The organism is uncultured Corynebacterium sp. (assembly GCF_946998835.1).
Taxonomy (GTDB): domain Bacteria; phylum Actinomycetota; class Actinomycetes; order Mycobacteriales; family Mycobacteriaceae; genus Corynebacterium.
Genome location: NZ_CAMQAZ010000037.1, coordinates 1 through 17332 on the forward strand (window position 1 = coordinate 1; position 17332 = coordinate 17332).

Annotated in this window: 15 protein-coding genes, 1 tRNA gene and 1 riboswitch; of the genes, 2 read left to right on the forward strand and 14 right to left on the reverse strand. The window is 61.7% G+C overall.

The window, feature by feature from the left end; all coding sequences use genetic code 11:
• Positions 1-117: 117 nt before the first annotated feature.
• The 9 genes from Q0U90_RS10420 to Q0U90_RS10460 all read right to left on the reverse strand — a co-directional run bounded on the left by Q0U90_RS10420 (position 118) and on the right by Q0U90_RS10460 (position 8506).
• A tRNA-Ser gene (locus Q0U90_RS10420) sits at positions 118-203 on the reverse strand.
• Between the two features lie 197 nt (positions 204-400).
• Positions 401-748 (reverse strand): metal-sensitive transcriptional regulator, encoded by a 348-nt coding sequence (locus Q0U90_RS10425; protein ID WP_297454713.1) that lies wholly within the window; start codon positions 746-748, stop codon positions 401-403.
• Positions 741-2951, reverse strand: coding sequence for a heavy metal translocating P-type ATPase (locus Q0U90_RS10430; protein ID WP_297454716.1), 2211 nt, complete (start codon positions 2949-2951; stop codon positions 741-743). The genes Q0U90_RS10425 and Q0U90_RS10430 overlap by 8 nt, the downstream gene beginning before the upstream one ends.
• Before the next feature lie 21 nt (positions 2952-2972).
• Entirely contained in the window at positions 2973-3182 is a 210-nt protein-coding gene (locus Q0U90_RS10435) for a cation transporter (RefSeq protein ID WP_038627335.1), read from the reverse strand.
• Between the two features lie 37 nt (positions 3183-3219).
• The gene (locus Q0U90_RS10440; protein WP_297454720.1) at positions 3220-4398 is read right to left on the reverse strand and encodes an HNH endonuclease signature motif containing protein; all 1179 of its coding nucleotides are present in this window, start codon (positions 4396-4398) and stop codon (positions 3220-3222) included.
• 121 nt (positions 4399-4519) lie between these two features.
• Positions 4520-6040, reverse strand: a complete 1521-nt coding sequence (locus tag Q0U90_RS10445) for an AMP nucleosidase (RefSeq protein ID WP_297454722.1) — start codon at positions 6038-6040, stop codon at positions 4520-4522.
• A 107-nt stretch (positions 6041-6147) separates the two neighbouring features.
• Positions 6148-6501: a hypothetical protein gene (locus Q0U90_RS10450; RefSeq protein ID WP_297454724.1), complete on the reverse strand. Its 354-nt coding sequence runs from the start codon at positions 6499-6501 to the stop codon at positions 6148-6150.
• Between the two features lie 10 nt (positions 6502-6511).
• A riboswitch (SAM riboswitch) is annotated at positions 6512-6632 on the reverse strand.
• Between the two features lie 114 nt (positions 6633-6746).
• Positions 6747-8015 (reverse strand): Nramp family divalent metal transporter, encoded by a 1269-nt coding sequence (locus Q0U90_RS10455; RefSeq protein ID WP_297454727.1) that lies wholly within the window; start codon positions 8013-8015, stop codon positions 6747-6749.
• Between the two features lie 38 nt (positions 8016-8053).
• A complete protein-coding gene (locus Q0U90_RS10460; protein ID WP_048731355.1) occupies positions 8054-8506 on the reverse strand; it encodes a flavodoxin in 453 nt (150 codons plus the stop codon).
• Positions 8507-8653: 147 nt separating this feature from the next.
• Between Q0U90_RS10460 and Q0U90_RS10465 the strand changes: the two genes are divergently transcribed.
• Positions 8654-8911 (forward strand): hypothetical protein, encoded by a 258-nt coding sequence (locus tag Q0U90_RS10465; RefSeq protein WP_297454732.1) that lies wholly within the window; start codon positions 8654-8656, stop codon positions 8909-8911.
• Here the strand turns inward: Q0U90_RS10465 and gluQRS are convergent.
• On the reverse strand, positions 8908-9873 hold the full coding sequence (gene gluQRS / locus Q0U90_RS10470; RefSeq protein ID WP_297454735.1) for a tRNA glutamyl-Q(34) synthetase GluQRS: 966 nt from the start codon (positions 9871-9873) through the stop codon (positions 8908-8910). The genes Q0U90_RS10465 and gluQRS overlap by 4 nt on opposite strands.
• A 24-nt stretch (positions 9874-9897) precedes the next feature.
• Between gluQRS and Q0U90_RS10475 the strand changes: the two genes are divergently transcribed.
• Complete coding sequence (locus Q0U90_RS10475; RefSeq protein WP_048759186.1) at positions 9898-10674, forward strand: queuosine precursor transporter; 777 nt, start codon at positions 9898-9900, stop codon at positions 10672-10674.
• Positions 10675-10735: 61 nt separating this feature from the next.
• Here the strand turns inward: Q0U90_RS10475 and Q0U90_RS10480 are convergent, their stop codons facing one another.
• The 4 genes from Q0U90_RS10480 to Q0U90_RS10495 form a co-directional block, all read right to left on the reverse strand.
• Positions 10736-11515, reverse strand: coding sequence for an ABC transporter permease (locus Q0U90_RS10480; protein WP_297454738.1), 780 nt, complete (start codon positions 11513-11515; stop codon positions 10736-10738).
• 13 nt (positions 11516-11528) lie between these two features.
• Positions 11529-12482, reverse strand: a complete 954-nt coding sequence (locus tag Q0U90_RS10485) for an ABC transporter ATP-binding protein (protein ID WP_297454740.1) — start codon at positions 12480-12482, stop codon at positions 11529-11531.
• A gap of 225 nt (positions 12483-12707) precedes the next feature.
• Entirely contained in the window at positions 12708-14009 is a 1302-nt protein-coding gene (tgt, locus tag Q0U90_RS10490; RefSeq protein ID WP_297454743.1) for a tRNA guanosine(34) transglycosylase Tgt, read from the reverse strand.
• 61 nt (positions 14010-14070) lie between these two features.
• Positions 14071-16920 carry an MMPL family transporter gene (locus tag Q0U90_RS10495; RefSeq protein ID WP_297454746.1) on the reverse strand — a complete coding sequence of 950 codons (2850 nt, stop codon included), beginning with the start codon at positions 16918-16920 and terminating at the stop codon, positions 14071-14073.
• Positions 16921-17332 lie beyond the last annotated feature (412 nt).

Below are 17332 nucleotides of genomic sequence, written 5' to 3' on the forward strand. Positions count from 1 at the left end.
CACATCTAACCCCAGCGACACGCCGAGCCAGACACACTTTTTGAGCCTTAACCCAAATTCCCTTACCAGCGCATATAACACGAAAACCCTCGGCGTGAACCGAGGGTTTTCAATCTGCGGAGGATGTGGGATTTGAACCCACGAGGGATGTGACTCCCGCACGCGTTCCAGGCGTGTGACATAGGCCGCTAGTCGAATCCTCCAACGTCGTTAAAGACTACCCAACAAACCCGATTTTCCCAAAACACACCTTCGACCAGGGGAAATGTCAATATCAAACAGCGCACTAGTCATACCCTAGGCAGCCATCGACAACTGCCAACGCCTGGGAGTAGGAGACGACAACCGACCGCCACTTCGCTTCACGACGGCCACCCCACTCCCGGAATTTTTCCGGGAGTTACTTAGCCAGTCGAGCAATCGCCGCCGACGCCTCCTCCAGCTTGGCATCCAACTCCTCCTGGCCGCCCTCAGCCGCATGCACCACACAGTGATGAAGATGAGCATCCAGAAGAGTCAACGCCAACGACTTCAACGCCGAATTCACCGCCGAAATCTGGGTCAAAACATCGATACAGTACTCTTCGTTCTCAATCATCCGACCAATGCCACGGACCTGCCCCTCAATGCGGCGGACACGGGACTCATAGCGCCGCTTCTCCGCGAGATAACCGGGATCGGTGGTGTCATGGCAGCAAGAATCGTCGTCAAGCGAATGCGACTGAGACGAACAACAGGACTCACTCATGAGCTACTCCTTTTTGATTAGCTGGTTGACTCGGAGAAAAACCGCGCAGACGCAGACTATTGCCGACCACAAAAACCGACGAAAACGCCATCGCAGCGCCAGCCAACATCGGATTCAACAACCCCAGCGCGGCGACAGGAATTGCCAAAACGTTATAGAAAAAAGCCCAAAAAAGATTCGAACGAATCGTGCGGAGCGTCCGGCGCGACAACCGCAGCGCATCCGCGGCCGCCAACAGGTCACCGCGCACCAGCGTGATATCCGCGGCCTCCATCGCCACATCGGTGCCCGTGCCCATCGCCATGCCCAAATCCGCCTGCGCAAGAGCCGCAGCATCATTAATGCCATCGCCGACCATCGCCACACACGCGCCGCCAGCCTGCAACTTCTCAATCGTCGCGACCTTATCCTCCGGCATCACTCCCGAAATCACATCCTCGCGAGCAATACCGACCTCATCCGCAACGCGAAACGCAGGGCCCGCGGCGTCGCCGGTCAGCAAAATCGGCCGCACCCCCCACTCCCGGAATTTCGCGACCGCAGCCGCCGACGTCGGCTTCACAGAATCCGACACCTCCAACGTGCCCAGGAGCTCGCCGTCGCGGCGCACCGCAACCACCGTCCCCCCACTCCCGGAATTTTCCCCGGAGCGGCCGACCTCGATGAGGTGGCCGTCCACGGTGCCCTCCACCCCCACTCCCGGAATATCCCTGAAATCAGAAACCGGGAGTAGGGAATCCGAATCTGCCGCACGCACAATCGCCTGCGCAATCGGGTGGTGCGACGCTGCCTCCACCGAAGCCGCAAGCGGCAACAAATCTTCGGGAGTGGGAAGGGCCTCCGTCACCTCCATCACACCCGTAGTCACCGTGCCAGTCTTATCCAGCACAACCGTGTCCACCTTCCGCGCCGACTCCAGCACCTCCGGGCCGCGCAGCAACACACCCGCCTTGGCACCTTCACTCGTGCCGACCAGGAGCGCTGTGGGCGTCGCTAAGCCAAGCGCGCACGGGCACGCGACGATGAGCACGGCGACGGCGGCCGTCACCGCCTCACTCGCGCCGTGCCCCGTGAGCAACCATGCGACGAGCGTGACCGCGGCGATCGCGATGACAGCGGGCACGAACACTCCCGAAACCCGATCCGCTAGCCGCTGCACCGGTGCCTTGCCCGTCTGCGCCGCCTCGACCATCGCCGCCATCTGCGCCAACTGCGTCTCCGAGCCCACGCGCGTCGCCCGCACGAGCAACCGCCCAGACGTATTGATCGTCGCTCCCGTGACTTCGTCGCCAGGGCCGACCTCGACAGGCATCGGCTCGCCGGTCAGCATGGACGCATCCACCGCCGACGCACCTTCCACGACAACGCCGTCTGTCGCGATCTTCTCACCAGGCCTAACGACGAACACCACTCCCGGGCGGAGCTGTTCCACGGGCAGCCGCTTCTCCACTCCCGAACTTTCGAGAACGGAGACCTCCTTTGCGCCGAGCTTCATCAACTCCCGGAGCGCCTGACCGGCATTGCGCTTAGAACGCTTCTCGAAATAACGACCGAGCAGCACAAACATGATGATGCCGGCCATCGCCTCGAGGTAGATGTTCATATCAGCATCGCCGGGAGTGACCGCGAAGTGAAACTCGTGCTTAAGCCCCGGCAGCCCGGCGCGCCCGAAGAACAACGCCCAGACACTCCAGAGGAACGAGGCGGTCGTACCCATGGTGATTAGCGTGTCCATGGTGACTTCACCATGACGCAGGTTCTTCAGCGTCGCGCGATGGAACGGCCAGCCGGCCCACACAAAGACCGGCGCCGAGAGCGTGAGGCACAGCCACTGCCAATTAGTGAATTGGAGGGCAGGGATCATCGACATCGCGATGACGGGAACCGTGAGGATGACAGCGCCGACGACGCGATTGCGCAGGTCCTGCAGCTCCCGGTCTTTTTCTTCGGGAGCAGCTCCCGGTTCCTCTGCGGTCTCTTCCCTCGGAAGCTCAGCGGTGTAACCCGCCGCCACGATCGTGTCGATGAGTTGCTGCGGGTTGATGTCCGCCGGCGCCTCCACATGCGCCTTTTCGGTCGCATAATTCACGCTCGCATTAACGCCATCAAGTTTATTCAGCTTGCGTTGAATACGGTTGGCACACGACGCACACGTCATCCCGCCGACGGGGATATCAAGAGTGAGAAGTTGCTGCTCGGACATCTACTTTCCTGTTCGGGGGGATTAGTTTGCGACTGCCTTGTAGCCAGCTTCGTCCACTGCTGCGATTACGGCAGCGGTGTCGATGTCTGCCTCCGAAGTCACGGAGAGGAAATTCCGGGAGCGGTCAACCTGGACATCAGTGATTCCCGGGAGTTCAGAGACTTCCTCCCGCACCGATGCCTCGCAGTGCCCGCATGTCATGCCAGTAACAGTAAAAGTTTGATTAGCCATACCCCGACATATACCCCCTATGGGTATATATGTAAAGCTATTCGCGCTGACGGTAGCCCGAGTAGGCCCGCCCCGCGAGAGCTGTCGGGAAGGCAAGGTTGAATTCGGGCGGCGCATGCGGAGACGGAGGGCGACGGTAGACCGCGCCGGAGCCGTCGTCACGCTCGAGGTGTCCGTTGAGCCCCTGCCTGTCGTCGTCGTTGGCGGCGTTGTGTTCTTTGCAGGTCATGACCATGTTTTCCATGGTCGTGGCGCCTCCGTTTTTCCTGGCGACCAGGTGGTGGGCCTGCCCAGCGTGGGCGGGGCGCGGGCACCCGGGCCAGGCGCAGATGGGGTTGTCGAGGATCATCGCAATGCGCTGCTCCTCCGTCGCCAGGCGCGGGTTGTGCATCGGGAGTAGGTCGGTCGGGGTGTTGTGCTCGTCGTAGACCAGCACCCAGCCGGTGTCTGCGAGCAGCGCCTCGACGAATTGTCCGGGAGTGAGGACGGACCCGTTGGAGGTCGCCGCAAACCGCGGGCTGTACTCCACGATGTCCTGCGCGGTTACGATGAGCGCGGGCTGGTAACGGAGCTTGTCGACGTCGTCAAGCGGCCCCTCCGACCCGTGCGCCAGGCGTTCTGTCAGCGCTTGACCGACGCACCGATCCCGGGTGTAGTCCTCGTGTGCTTTGGCGATTTCGGCTGCGCGCACGGTCAGCGGCGCGACCAGGTCGTCAATCATGTTCGCCGGCCCGGTGACCTGCAGGTGCTTCATCCCACGGATGTCCGGATTCCGGGAGACGTGGGCGCGCAGGTGCTGCGGCGGCTCGTCGGTGCGGTTGAGCTCCTTGACCTTGGTGCGCATGTAGGTGTCGAGGCCCTCGAAGTCGTAGGCTGCGGCGGCGCGGGTGAAGTCCAGGCGGTAGTACTCCCGGATTTCGACGTTGTTGAGCTGCCCGGAGCGCTTGTCGATCTGCATGACCGTGTCCAGCGACAGCTTCAGCTCCCGGGCAATCGCCACGGCTTTGTCGCGGGATTCGACGTCCACATCACCCTCGACGGTGCCGAACAGCCGCTCGGCGCAGCGCAGCAGGCGCTTGAGCCGGAAGGGGTCGAAGCCGATGCTGGCTGCCAACTCCCGGTGTCCGGTGGATTTTTCCGGGAGTGCGGCGCGCAGGTCGGCGAGCACGTCAATACCCCGTGTCGCCAGCGCGCTGAGCAGTCCCAATGTCGTCATGGGGCTAAGGCTAGTTTCCGGGAGTGGGTTGCTTCAATCGCTTTTTGGCGTTATCCACAGCCCGTCGTAAAGCATGCACAATCTGCACAAACGGGCTTGACGACGCACTCCCAAAAGTGCCCTACCGGAACGCAACCTCCCCCACCGGCCGGCGTAACTTCCGGGAGTGGAGAGTGTCGGGAGCGGCGGCCATGTCCTCGCACGCGCGCACGGCGGCCATGAGGTGCTCTTCCTTGGAGGACTGGTAGAACTCGCGGGCGGATTTCGGGAGTTTGGGTTTGTCGTGCAGCGGCATGTCGGAGACGCTGAGCAGCGCGCCATAGGGCACGCGGAAGCGGTAGCCGTTGGCGGCGATGGTGGCAGATTCCATTTCGACGCCGATGGCGGTGGATTTCTGCAGCTCCCGGTAGAGGTCGGCCTGGGAGCGCCACTCCCAGTTGCGGTCGGAGGTCGACAGTACGGTGCCGGTGCGTAGGCGCTTTTTCAGTTCGTCGCCGGTGAGTCCGGAGACGCGGGCGAGTGCATTGGTGACGGCGAGCTGAATTTCCGCAATCGGCGGGATGGGTTTTTCCAGGGGCACGTAGTTGTCGAGGACTCCGTCGGAGCGGTCGTAGCCGTTGGCGAGAATCATGTCGCCGATGCGCATCCGGCCGTCGAGGCCGGCGCAGTGTCCGACCATCATCCAGCAGTGGGGGCGCGTGACGGCGAGACAGTCGGTGATGGTCTTGGCGTTGGAGGGGCCGACGCCGATGTCGATGATGGTGATGCCGCATTTGTCGTCGCGAAGCAGGTGGTACGCCGGCATCTGCGAGGCGTGCGCGTGCTGACGGCAAATTCCGGGAGTGGGGATGGCGCCGATGTCGTAGCGCTTCCCGCCCGGGCACGCCAGCGCCGTGTACCCGTGCGGATTTCCGGGAGTGAGAGTGGCGGCGTATTCGAGGAACACGTCGGTGTGCAGTTGGTAGTTGGTGAACAGCACGAAGCGCTGGATGTTTGCGGCGTGCGAGCCGGTGTAGTGTTCGAGGCGCTGGAGGGCGAGGTCGATGCGCTGGGCGGTAAAGAGGCTCAAAGGTTTGATGGGAAGGCCCAGGTAGTCGGCCTCGCCGTCGGCGATGGTGTCGTCGATGCAGGCGGAGTCGATGGGGGTGAATGTTTTCTCCACTGCCGCCAACATGCTTGCCGACGCCCCCTCCCTCCTCGCCGCTTCTTCGGCGGCCGCATCGAAACCACGGCACATCCGGAGTGGGATGGGCTGGTCGGAGACGCGCACCTCGACTTCGCCGCCGTGATTGGCGAGCAGGTCGTTGATTTGCTCGATGAGGTAGGTGCGGAACATCACCGGGCGGGTGATGGTGGTGGCATACACTCCCGGGCGGTCGACGAAGCCGTGTGACAGGGAGGGGTCGACACTCTCGACGGCGCTGCCGGCTGGGACGGTGAAGCGTAGTTCGGGGTAGTAGGCGCGCACTGGCCCACTCCCGGAATTTCCTTCGGTGGCGGCGGTGTACTGCTCGACTAGGTAGGCCATTCCCGCTCGGTGGATTTCGGTGAGCCGGTCGACGGCTGCAGCGGCATCGGTGTAGAAGTCGCCTTCGCCTTCGGTGGGCCAGAACGGGGGTGTTGCGGAGTCTCGTACCTGCATATCCCAAGGTTAGGTGGAGAGTTTCCCGTTCGCATCCGCGCCGCGCTCATCCCACCAGACGCACCACGCTCATCACGCCAGAGCCGGGCACGCTCACCGGACCAGGCTCAGTGTCGGCTCCACACTCCTTCGCGGCTGCGGCGGACTTCAAAGACCTGGTGCACGTGGTAGCCGCCGATGATGGGGATGGTGAGGAAGTGGCGGCCGTCGTCAAGCTCGTGCCAGAGGATGCGGCCGTAGCGCACGCCGTCGCGGACGTGGGCGCTGAGGTAGTCGGCGCGTTGTTGGCCGCGGAGGGTGGCGTAGAAGGCGGGGTCGACGGGGAGTTGGATGAGATTCCGGGAGTGGAAGTCGATGTCAGCTTTTTGCAGTCGGATGGCGACGGGGCGGCCGTCGACGAGGAGGTCAGCAGTGTGACGGCTGAGGCGGATGATTTGGACGTCGCTTATTGTGGTGTGCATTTGGCGCTCCTATTCGCTCTTCCCCGCAGGCGGTCTGTGGGGCTGATCTTCCTTTGGGGCACCGGGTCCGCGAATCGGGCGGTTGCCTATCGACGCTGTCAAAGGCCATTTCTCGTCGATATCTTGTGATCGTGTCGCCCACCCTAACACCAACTAGACAGCTTTGTCTACCATCTCCCGCACGCTTTACGACGAAGCCCCCACCTTCCACTCCCGAAAGTTACCGCCTTCACCCCGTCCGCTGGCTATCCCTTCCCCATCAGCACCAGGACCACCAGCGCCACGTTGAGCGCGATGATGAGTCCGCAGATAACCCACGCAACCCGGCGCAGTAGTGGGGTGTTGGCCCAGATACCCATCTCGGCACGCGAGGAGGTCATGCGCACCAGCGGAACCAGCGCAAACGGGATACCAATCGACAGCACCACCTGACTGAGCACCAGCGCCCAGGTCGGCTCCACACCGCTGGCGATAATGAGCAGCGCCGGAATGATGGTGACTATGCGGCGCACCAGCATCGGCACGTGCACCTTCAGGAGGTCGCGCATAATCAGGTCGCCGGCGTAGCAGCCGACAGAGGATGACGCCAGCCCGGAGGCCAGCAGCCCAACGCCGAAAAGCACGCCCACCACGGGGCCAAGCACGCTGGTCACGGCGGCGTGGGCGCCTTCGATGGAGTCAGTCCCCTCCACTCCCGGAAGCGCTTCGGCCGCAAGACACAGCATGCCGATATTCACCGACCCGGCCAGCACGAGGGCACCGAAGACATCGATGCGCGTGGCCCGCAGGTGTTGGCGCAGCGAGGCATCATCTTCCACCTTGTACTCGCGGTCGCGCACCAGCCCGGAGTGCAGGTAGACCGCATGCGGCATCACGGTCGCACCCAACATGGACGCCGCCAGTACCACGGTGTGCGCACCCTGGAAGCGTGGCAGAATTCCGTTGGCCATCTCCCCGAGACTCAAGCCCGTGACAAACAGGCCGGCCAGGAACCCCACCGTAATGACCAGCAGGAACGCCACAATCACGCCTTCAAAAGTGCGTTGCGAACGCCCACCCTGCAGCAGCAACAGCCCCAGCGAGACCACGCCGACAATGACGCCGCCAAGCAGCATCGGTGTCCCGAAAAGCAGGTACAGCGCCGTGGCACCACCAATAATTTCCGCCACATCCGTCGCTGCTGCCACAATCTCGGCCTGCACCCAGTACGCCAGTCGCCCCGGCCGGTTCGAGCCAAAGCGGTCGGCAACGCCTGCGGTCAGCGACCGCCCCGTCACCAGGCCGTACTTCGCCGACAGGTACTGCACAACCATCGCCATGAGGTTGGACACCACCAGCACCCACAGCAGTAGATACCCGTAGCTCGCCCCCGCGGACAGGTTCGCAGCCACATTTCCGGGGTCCACGTAGGCAATCGCCGCCACAAACGCAGGCCCCAGCAGACTCATCATGGGCTTACGGTTTTTCTCGCTTGACGACGTCACTTGCGCCCCTTGCACCCCTGAATCTTTCACTCGGCCATTATTTCACGGCCCCGACACTAAATCTTCAATCAGCCCAAAATTTGGGCAGCCATGGTGCCACCGAGATTTACTAGGCGGTCGGAGATGTCGTCGTCAAGCGAACCGACGAACACGACGGGTTCGGCCGCAAGCTCCCACTTGTAGCCGGTGGTGATGGTTTTCATGGCGTTTTCCGCGCCGGTGGTGTCGAAGCCGCCGCGGATCCAGTAGGAAAATGGCAGCCCCTTAGTGGCTTCCTGCGCCTCCCGGAAGGTGGTGTCGAAGAAGTGCTTCAGCGCGCCGGAGATGTAGCCGAAGTTGGCGGAGGTGCCGAGCAGGATGGCGTCGGCGCTGGTCAGGTCATCGATGGTGGCATCGAGAGCCTCGACGACCTTGACATCCACGCCCTCTAGCGCGGGATCGTTGGCACCCTCGAGCGCGTGGCTTAGGACTTCCTGCAGAAGCGGGGTCGGGGAATGGTGGACGACAAGAAGAGTAGGCATGCCCCGAGGGTAACGAAGTCAAAGTGAGAGTGCGGTGGCTTTTCTCGAGCTAGACCCCGGCGCGAACCACACACCAGGCAGCGCCAACCCGATTAATGTGCTGGATAAACTATGCAAACCACGAGCATAGAGAAGTAGGACACCAGAATGAATCGCTTCCGTAATCTCGCCGCTACTGCACTCCTCTTAGCCCTGACTTGCTACATTGGGCTGTTTTTCGTCAGCACTGCACTCTCCGATGCCTGGACAATACCCCTCGCTGTCGGTGTCTTCGGATTCGGCCTAATCGGCTTCCTAACAGCGCTAAAAGCCCGGTCAAACGGTTTGACAATCGTGGCGGCACTAGTTGCATTCGCACTCTTGCCCCTAACGTATGCGCTTGCCGTAGTTCTCGGCGGCCCCTAAAAGATCACCTGTTCGCGAGGAATTTTCAGACCCGCACGCAAGGCTTCCGGGAGGTCAGCGATGGAGTCGAGCCCTGCGCTCGCGCCACCATCGCCACCGTCGCTACCATTGCCACCATCACTGCCGTTACCGCCACCGCCACTCAGCGAACCCAGAATCCACCGCTGCACTGCATCCACGGGCACCTCGCCGAGAGTCACGTCTCCATCACGCTTGGACAACCGGCGCCCCTTAGAGTTCACCACCAGAGGCACGTGCACGAACGAAGGTACGGTGTGACCGAGCAATCCAGCTAAGTACGCCTGGCGCGGGGCGGAGGACATCAGGTCATCACCACGCACGACTTCAGTGACACCCTGCTCGGCATCGTCGACGACGACCGCGAGGTTGTAGGCCCACATGCCATCGGCACGCTGGAGGACAAAGTCATCGATCGGGGCGGTGATCTCGCCGCGCAGCTCATCGGTCGCAGTTCCCTCACGCACCTGCGATTTCAGGCGTATCGACGGCCTTCTCCCCGCTGCCGCAAATTCGGCCTTCTTCACGGAGAGGTGCTCGTCGTCAAGCGAACGGCACGTGCCGGGATACTGCCCCGGCACGCCGTGCGGCGCGGAGGAGGCGGCGAGGATTTCGCGGCGCGTGCAGAAGCACGGGTAGGTCAGGCCGCGTTGCGTGAGGTCGGCGAGCGCGGATTCATACAGCTCAGAGCGTTCGGACTGGCGGACCGGCGTGCCATCCCAGTCGATGCCGATGGCCTCGAGATCGGCGAGCTGCTGCGCCTCATACTCGGGGCGGGAGCGCTGGCGGTCGATATCTTCGATACGCACGATGAAGCGGCCACCCTGCGCGCGGGCGTGCGCCCAGGCCAGCACTGCGGTGCGCAGGTTTCCCAGGTGCAGCCGACCGGTCGGCGAGGGAGCGTAGCGGCCGGTGGGTTGCGCGAGATCAGGTTTCTGCTGCATATACACCACGGTAATATCCCTCCCGTGACAAATAACGAAAACCTGCCCAAGTCTGGGCCGGGCAACGCCGAGGCTGCCGCTGTGAGCACCTCGCACGCGCCCGAGAATGCAACTAAGTCCGAATCCGCAGCAACCACACCACGCCACATCCCGGTACCAAAATCGCTGTACCCGATGTTCACGGCCATTTTCATCGGCGTGCTGATTGTCTCCAACATCACCGCCACCAAGGGCGTGGAAATCTTCGGCCTGGCCACCGACGGTGCCTTCTTCCTCTTCCCCTTGAGCTACGTCATCGGCGACGTGCTTTCCGAGTGCTACGGCTACAAAGCCACCCGCCGCACCGTGTGGACCGGCTTCGCCATCCTCGCCGGCGCAATGCTCTGCTTCTTTGCCGCCATCAAGCTCCCGGCGGCACCGTGGTACGAAAATCAGGAAGCATTCGCCACCGTGCTGGGCACCGTCCCGCAGCTTGTTCTCGCAGGTCTGGCCGGTTATGTCGTCGGTCAGCTGCTCAACGCCTGGTCGCTCAACGCCATTAAGAAGCGCACTGGCGAAAAGGCTCTCTGGGCGCGCCTGATGGGCTCGACTGTGGTTGGCGAGTTCGTCGATACGCTCATCTTCTGCTCCATCGCCGCCACCGCGATCGGCATCGACACCTGGGGCACCTTCGTCAACTACGTCATCGTCGGCTTCATCTGGAAGACCGCCGTCGAAATCGTAGTCATGCCAATCACCTACGCCGTCATCGCGTGGGTCAAGCGCCGCGAAGGCTACTACGACACGCACGTTCCCGCTTAACGACGAAAAGAGTGCCGCGACCTCGCCTGAGATGCGAGTAGTCGCGGCACTTTTTGTTTTTCTACTTCACATCCCGCTTGGCATTGGCCCAATGAGCAACGCCAACAGCCAGAACAATCCAGGCCACCAGCACCACGATGTTGAACCACATCGGCTGCGTCATGCCGGCTTCAAAGCCGATGCGTGGGTTCTCCGGTTTTGCCATCGTATCGCCCAGCTGCGTTGACAACTGCTGAATGCGCGCCCCCGGCGTGACCAGCCACAGTGGCCGGAAAATCGCATACGCCAGCGCCGCGAACTCCAGCATGCTTTCCACCACCAGGATCCACACCAGCGGAATGGCGACCGCGGCCACACGCGAGCGCGTCAACACTCCCAGCGACATCGCGATTAGCCCAAACACAACGAAGCCGAGAATCCCGGCGAGAATGTCCGGGGCAGCGTCGCCGCCCTCGAACTCCACACGCGGCGAAACCGTCACCGCCAACCAGGCAAGAGCCACACCGATGACCCAGCAGGCAGCAATCAACACAAGCGTCAGCGTCATCCGCGCGGACAGCCACAAGCTCCTTCGGTCCTGCGTCAAGAACGCATGCGCATTCATCTGATCGTTGTACTCACCCGCCAGAGTGGAGCCGCCAAAGGCAATCACAATCATGTTGAAGATCACCGTCCCCAACAGCAGCAATTCCCAATCAGCAATCGCACCAACGTCGGCCGCCATGCTGAAAGCCACCATCGGCCCAGCTATCGAGCCCACCAACAACACCACATACACCCACGTGCCACGCAGGCTGGCCAGCTTCGTCCATTCCGACCGCAAAGCGTTTCCAAAACTCATCTCAGTCACTCCCCTACTGCCCAATCGCCTGCGCGCGGTACTCCTGCGAGTCCTGGGTCGCAGCCAGGAACTTCTCCTCCAGGTTGTCGCGCTTCGTGTTCAACCGTGTCACCAGCAGCCCCTCACGCAGAGCAGCGGCCGCAATGTCGCGGCGGAGTTGCTGCTCGCTGATGCCGTCGTTAAGCGGAATGCGCAATTGCTTATCGACGTCAACCCCACGCGCCACCGGCCCCAACGCCTGCAGCAGCCGAGCCGGATCATCGACCTCCACTTCGACGACCGTGCCGTCAGCGAGGAATTCGTCCATGGTGTACTCGCCGATCATGCGGCCGCGACCGATGACGACAATGCGGTCGGCGGTGAGCTGCATCTCGGAAAGGAGGTGCGACGACACGAGAACAGCGCAGCCCTGTGCTGCCAGGGCCTTGATGGTGTGGCGCATCCACGAGACACCTTCGGGATCGAGGCCGTTGACAGGCTCATCCAAGATCAGATGCTGCGGCTTGCCGAGCAGAGCCGCCGCCACTCCCAGACGCTGCTTCATACCCAGCGAATAGCCACCGACCTTGTCCTTCGCCGCCTCGGTCATGCCGACCTGCTCGAGGCACTCCTCCACGCGGGTGTCGGGGATGCCGGCACCGCGGGCGAGGGCTCGCAGGTGGGCTCGGCCCGAACGAGCCTTGTTGTGCCACGTCGCATCCAGGATCGCGCCCGCGACGCTGGGCTTGTTCTTCAGCGTGGAAAAAGACTGATTGTTGTACATATTGCCCTGGGAATCCGTCCCGGTGAACAAGGCCTGGCCCGTGGTCGGGGCATCGAGGCCCAGCATGCAGCGCATGGTGGTGGACTTGCCGGAGCCGTTTGGGCCGAGAAAACCTGTCACTACACCGTCGGGAACGGTGAAGGACAGGTCGTCGACGGCTAATTTCGAGCCGTACTTCTTGCTGAGTCGTTCAACCGTGATCATGTCCTCCATGATGCCGGTTGAGACTGCCTCGCGCAGTAGAGCTAGGTCTAGTTTTCTGCTCCCCGGGCCCGCCCATCTCGACTTCACGTCCCCATCTCGACTTCACGCCACGGGTGTCACCTCATGCCACTTCCACAGCTGGCACGAGGTGACGTAGGTGTCGTGAAGTGAGGAAGGGTAGGAGCAGAGCCCCCAGCAGAGCCCCGCAGAGCCCCCAACCAGCGCCTAATTCCCCACCGCGCGGCCACCATTGGCGTAGTAGCGGCCCATGAACTCATCGCGGTACTCGAAGAACCGGTCCTCCAGGATTGCGGCGCGGATATTCTCCACCAGCTGCACCATGAAATACAGGTTGTGGATCGTACACAGCGTGCCGGCCAAGTATTCCTTGGCCTTCAACAGATGATGCAGGTAGGCCCGGGAATAATTCAGCGACGTGTAGGAGGGCACTTCTGCGTCGACGGGGCGGAAGTCGTTCTTGAAGCGGGCATTCGTCAAAGTCATCCGGCCATCGAGCGTGTACACACCACCGCGGCGGGCGAGCCTCGTCGGAGCCACGCAGTCAAAGGTGTCAGCCCCAGCCTCGACAGCGGCAAAAATATCGTCCGGCTCAGAGATTCCCAGCAGGTGGCGGGCGCGGTCGTCGGGAAGCTCGTCGTTGACCCAACCGCAGATCAGTCCCAGATTCTGCTTCTCAATCGCCCCACCAATGCCATAGCCGTGGAAGCCGAGCTGGCCGGCGTCCTCGAACTCGCGGGAGAGCTCCACCAGCCCGCGGGCGGCCTTGCGACGCAGGTCTTCGTACTGCGCACCCTGCACGACACCGAATAACTGCTGGATGGGCAACTGGCCGTCGTCAAGCGAATGGACGTGCGCGTCGACCTGACCGCGCGAAATCGTCAGCTCGTTGTGAGCCTCCAGGCATCGGCGTGCCCAGCGGTGCGTGCGCTCGACGGATGCCTCCTGGTAGCCGCGGGTGTTCATGAGCGTGGTGAGCTCGTCGAACGCCATCATGATGTCGGCACCCAGCGCATGTTGAATACGCATGGATACTTCCGGCGTGAAGCGGTGCTCGGAGCCATCGATGTGCGAGCGGAACGTCACGCCGTCCTCATCGACGAATGCGTTGCGCTCCTTTCCTTCGGCGACGATGTCGTCTTTCTGCATGCCGGTGACATCCATCGCGAGGGTCTTCTTAAAGCCCGCGCCGAGGCTGAGCACCTGGAATCCGCCGGAGTCGGTGAACGTCGGGCCGTTCCAGTTGGAGAACTTTGCCAATCCGCCGGCCTGGTCGACGATTTCCTCGCCGGGCTGCAGGTACAGGTGGTACGCGTTCGACAGCATCGCCTGCGCGCCGGTGGATCGCACCTGCTCGGGCGTGAGCGTCTTCACGGTCGCCTTTGTGCCGACCGGAATGAACGCCGGCGTAGCAATATCGCCATGCGGGGTGTGGATGGTGCCAGCACGTCCGCGCGCGCCTTCGATTTGCTTTACGACGTCAAAGCCCGTCGTCCTCGACTGCGACATGAAGCTCCTTGGTTGTGGTCCAGTGCTAATGCCTTGAGGTTACCTGGGTGCTATTCGCAGGTTACTCAGCGCTGTCGTTTTCCTCGGGCTGGGTAGCGTTTTCTGGATCCCACACGGCGCGACTCTTGCGCGGGGCCTCCTGCTCACTGCCCTCGCGCTTCATCAGTTCCGCAACCGTAACCTTCTTCCGGCGACGGGCTGGGCTGTATTGCGGTCGGACCTCGATATCCTTGGCGTTTTCCGGGTTGGGTTGGGAAGCGGCTGGCGCGGCCTGTTCGGGTTGGGCGGCCTGCTCAGCTGGCTCATGCTTCTCCAGCTTCGCCTTCTTCCACTTCGGGGCCCAACGGTCGCGCTTCTTAGTCGCAACCGCCACGGCACTGCCACCGGCCGCCCCGGCGTCATCGGTTTCGCTGGCCTCGCTGGCCTCGACAAAACCATGACCAGCACCTGCGCGCTCGGGCAACAGAGATTCACCACGGGCCATGCGCTCGCGGCGGCCCTTCTCGACCAGTTCCTCGGACATCTCCTCCAGGGCAGAGCCCTCGACATCCACGGAAGGAAGCACCTTGTCCAGCCACTTCGGCATGTACCACGTTGCGCGGCCAAGCAGGAACATGGCTGCCGGAATGAAGGTCATGCGGATGACGAAGGCGTCGAAAAGCACTGCGGCACCCAGCGCGAAGCCGAAGACCTTGACGACCGCCAGCGGCTGACCGGCGAAGGCGGCGAACACGGAGATCATAATGATGGCAGCGGCAGTAACCACGCGCGCGCCGAGCGTGAAGCCCTCGACCACGGACTCTTCGACCGCGTCGTACTTCGACTGTGGGGATGACTGCCCCTTGTTGTGGATGTAGTGCTCGCGCATTCGAGAGACAAGGAAGACCTGATAGTCCATAGCCAGGCCAAATGTCACACCGATGAGGAAGATTGGCACGAAGCTGACCAGTGGCCCCGGTGTGCTGATAACGCCCCAGAGGCCATCCTGGAAAAATGAAACGGTGAGCCCAAAGGCTGCCGCGACGGAGAGCAAGAAGCCCATACCCGCAGTGACCGGAACCATCAGGGACCGGAAAATCATCAGCAGCAGAATCACAGCGAGCCCCACGACAACGCTCAGGTATAGAGGCATTGCGCCTTGAAGACGGTCGGTGATGTCGATTTCAATCGGCACCAAACCAGTGACACCGGTGTAAAGGCCAGTGGTTTGCTCAATCTGTTTCTGCTGATCACGGACCGCATTCATTAGCTGTTTAGTCGCAGGATCCAGCGGACCCGACTTCGGGGTCATGATCATCTTGACCGCAGTGCCATCGTGATTCATGCCAATCATCTGAATGTGTTCGACACCAATGTTGGACTTGAACTGATCGACGGCGTAGCTATAAGAAGCCTTGCGGGCAGCCTCCATGTCAGAAAGCTCTGGATTAGTCTGCTTCAGCGCCTCAATGAGTGGCTTGAGCACAGGTGCATCCGGGTTCACATCGTCTGACTTAGCAATGATGATGAGCTGCGAGTTACGGCCGGGGCCGAAGCCCTCCTCAATCATGGTGACGGCCTTGCGGTTCGTACTGTCCTTAGCCGCGGTGGAATCCGACGGCAGTGCCAGATTCAGGTGCATGGCTGGGTACGCCACTGCCAACAGCAAGACGATACAGCCAACGAGGAACAGCCCCGGAGCCTTGTGTACGAAGGTGACCCAACGACGCCCCATTGTCATTTCACCGAAGAAGGAAGAGCGGCGCCCCTTGCCCGGATTGCGCGACGGATTGCCTGCAACACCTGGGACGCGACCAGCGAAAACCTTATCTCCCAGCAGAGCCATGATTGCCGGCAAAAGGGTGAGCGACACCAGTACGGTGAAGCCCACGGTAACCGCAGCCGAGATACCCATCAGGGACATAAACGGCACCTTGGCAACCGTCAGCGCTGCCAAGGCGACAATCACAGTGAGGCCGGCGAAAACCACAGCGGAGCCCGCCGTGCCGGTGGCCATGCCGATGGCATCTTCGTTGGTCATGCCTCTGGCTCGCTCGGCGCGGAAGCGCGACAGAATAAACAGGGCGTAGTCAATACCGACGGCCAGGCCGAACATGACCGCAAGCACTGGGGTAATCGAGTTGACGTCCGTGAACGCAGTCATCAGCGTCACGCCGAAGACACCGATGATAATGCCCACTACCGCGGTCACAATGGGCAGGAACGATGCCACCAGAGAACCGAAGGTAACGACCAGAACGATAAACGCCACGGTCACACCGATAATCTCCGAGGTGGGCGCGACTTCAATTGCGGGCTGCATACCGGGACCAGAGGCCTCGACCTTGATGCCGGCGTCACGCCCGGCCTGCATGGCGTCGAGAAGCGCCTGCATGTTCTCCGGCTCGATGTCCTGTGGCATCAGAGCATCAAATACGAAGGTGGAGATACCGAATCGACCGTCATCGGACACAGTGCGAAGTGCGTTGGCGTCGGCTTCCGCGACATCCTTCGGCAGGCCAGCAGCCATGCCCTGTTCCTTGACCATCTCCTGCATCTTCGGGTTTAGATCCACGGGGTTGTGGAGCTGCAGGTCGTCGGCGATTTGGCCGACATTGTCGCGGATTCCGTTAATTACCTGGTCAACGGCTTCTTTGTTTTTAGGGTCAGCCAACTGCTGACCTTCGGGCGCTTCGAAGACGACGTAGACACGCTGCTCTCGAATGGGGTTCGGCACATCGGGGAACTTCTCTTCAATCACGTGTGAAGCCGTTGCCGACGGCATACCGGGGATTGAGAACTGGTCGATGAACCCCTTCTGGAACGCGGCAACTGCGCCGCCCAGCCCCGCCAAAATAAGGAACCACGCGATGATCACAGTCCATTTGTGCAGGTAGGAGAACCTGCCGAGTTTGAACAAGGCCTTTGCCATGTCAAGTTTCCCTCACGTCTAATTTTCGCCTGGACCGCCCCAACTACTGCTGAACCGAGCCCGTGCTGAACTGGACAAACACTTGCCCGGAACGTCACCTGCAGTTTGAGGCCTCTTCGCTACTCCGATGCTAGCGCCCACCCCGGATTGACCAACGCCAACTCGGTTGCTGACATCGGCGTTGGGGCGGGCACGACAAAGAACCGGAAATACTTTTGCTAAGCGTAGCGGACTTCTCGGACCAACGTGAACAATGAGGTGCGTGTTACTAGTGTGATTTTTGTGATTCGGAGTTTCGCGCCCGCTTTACGACGAGAACCCCGCGACCCCACCCCTGCCTACGGGTTAAGGCTCAAAAGGGGATGCGGACGTTTTTTTGGACAGTTTCAATCTCACGCTACATTGACTTTTC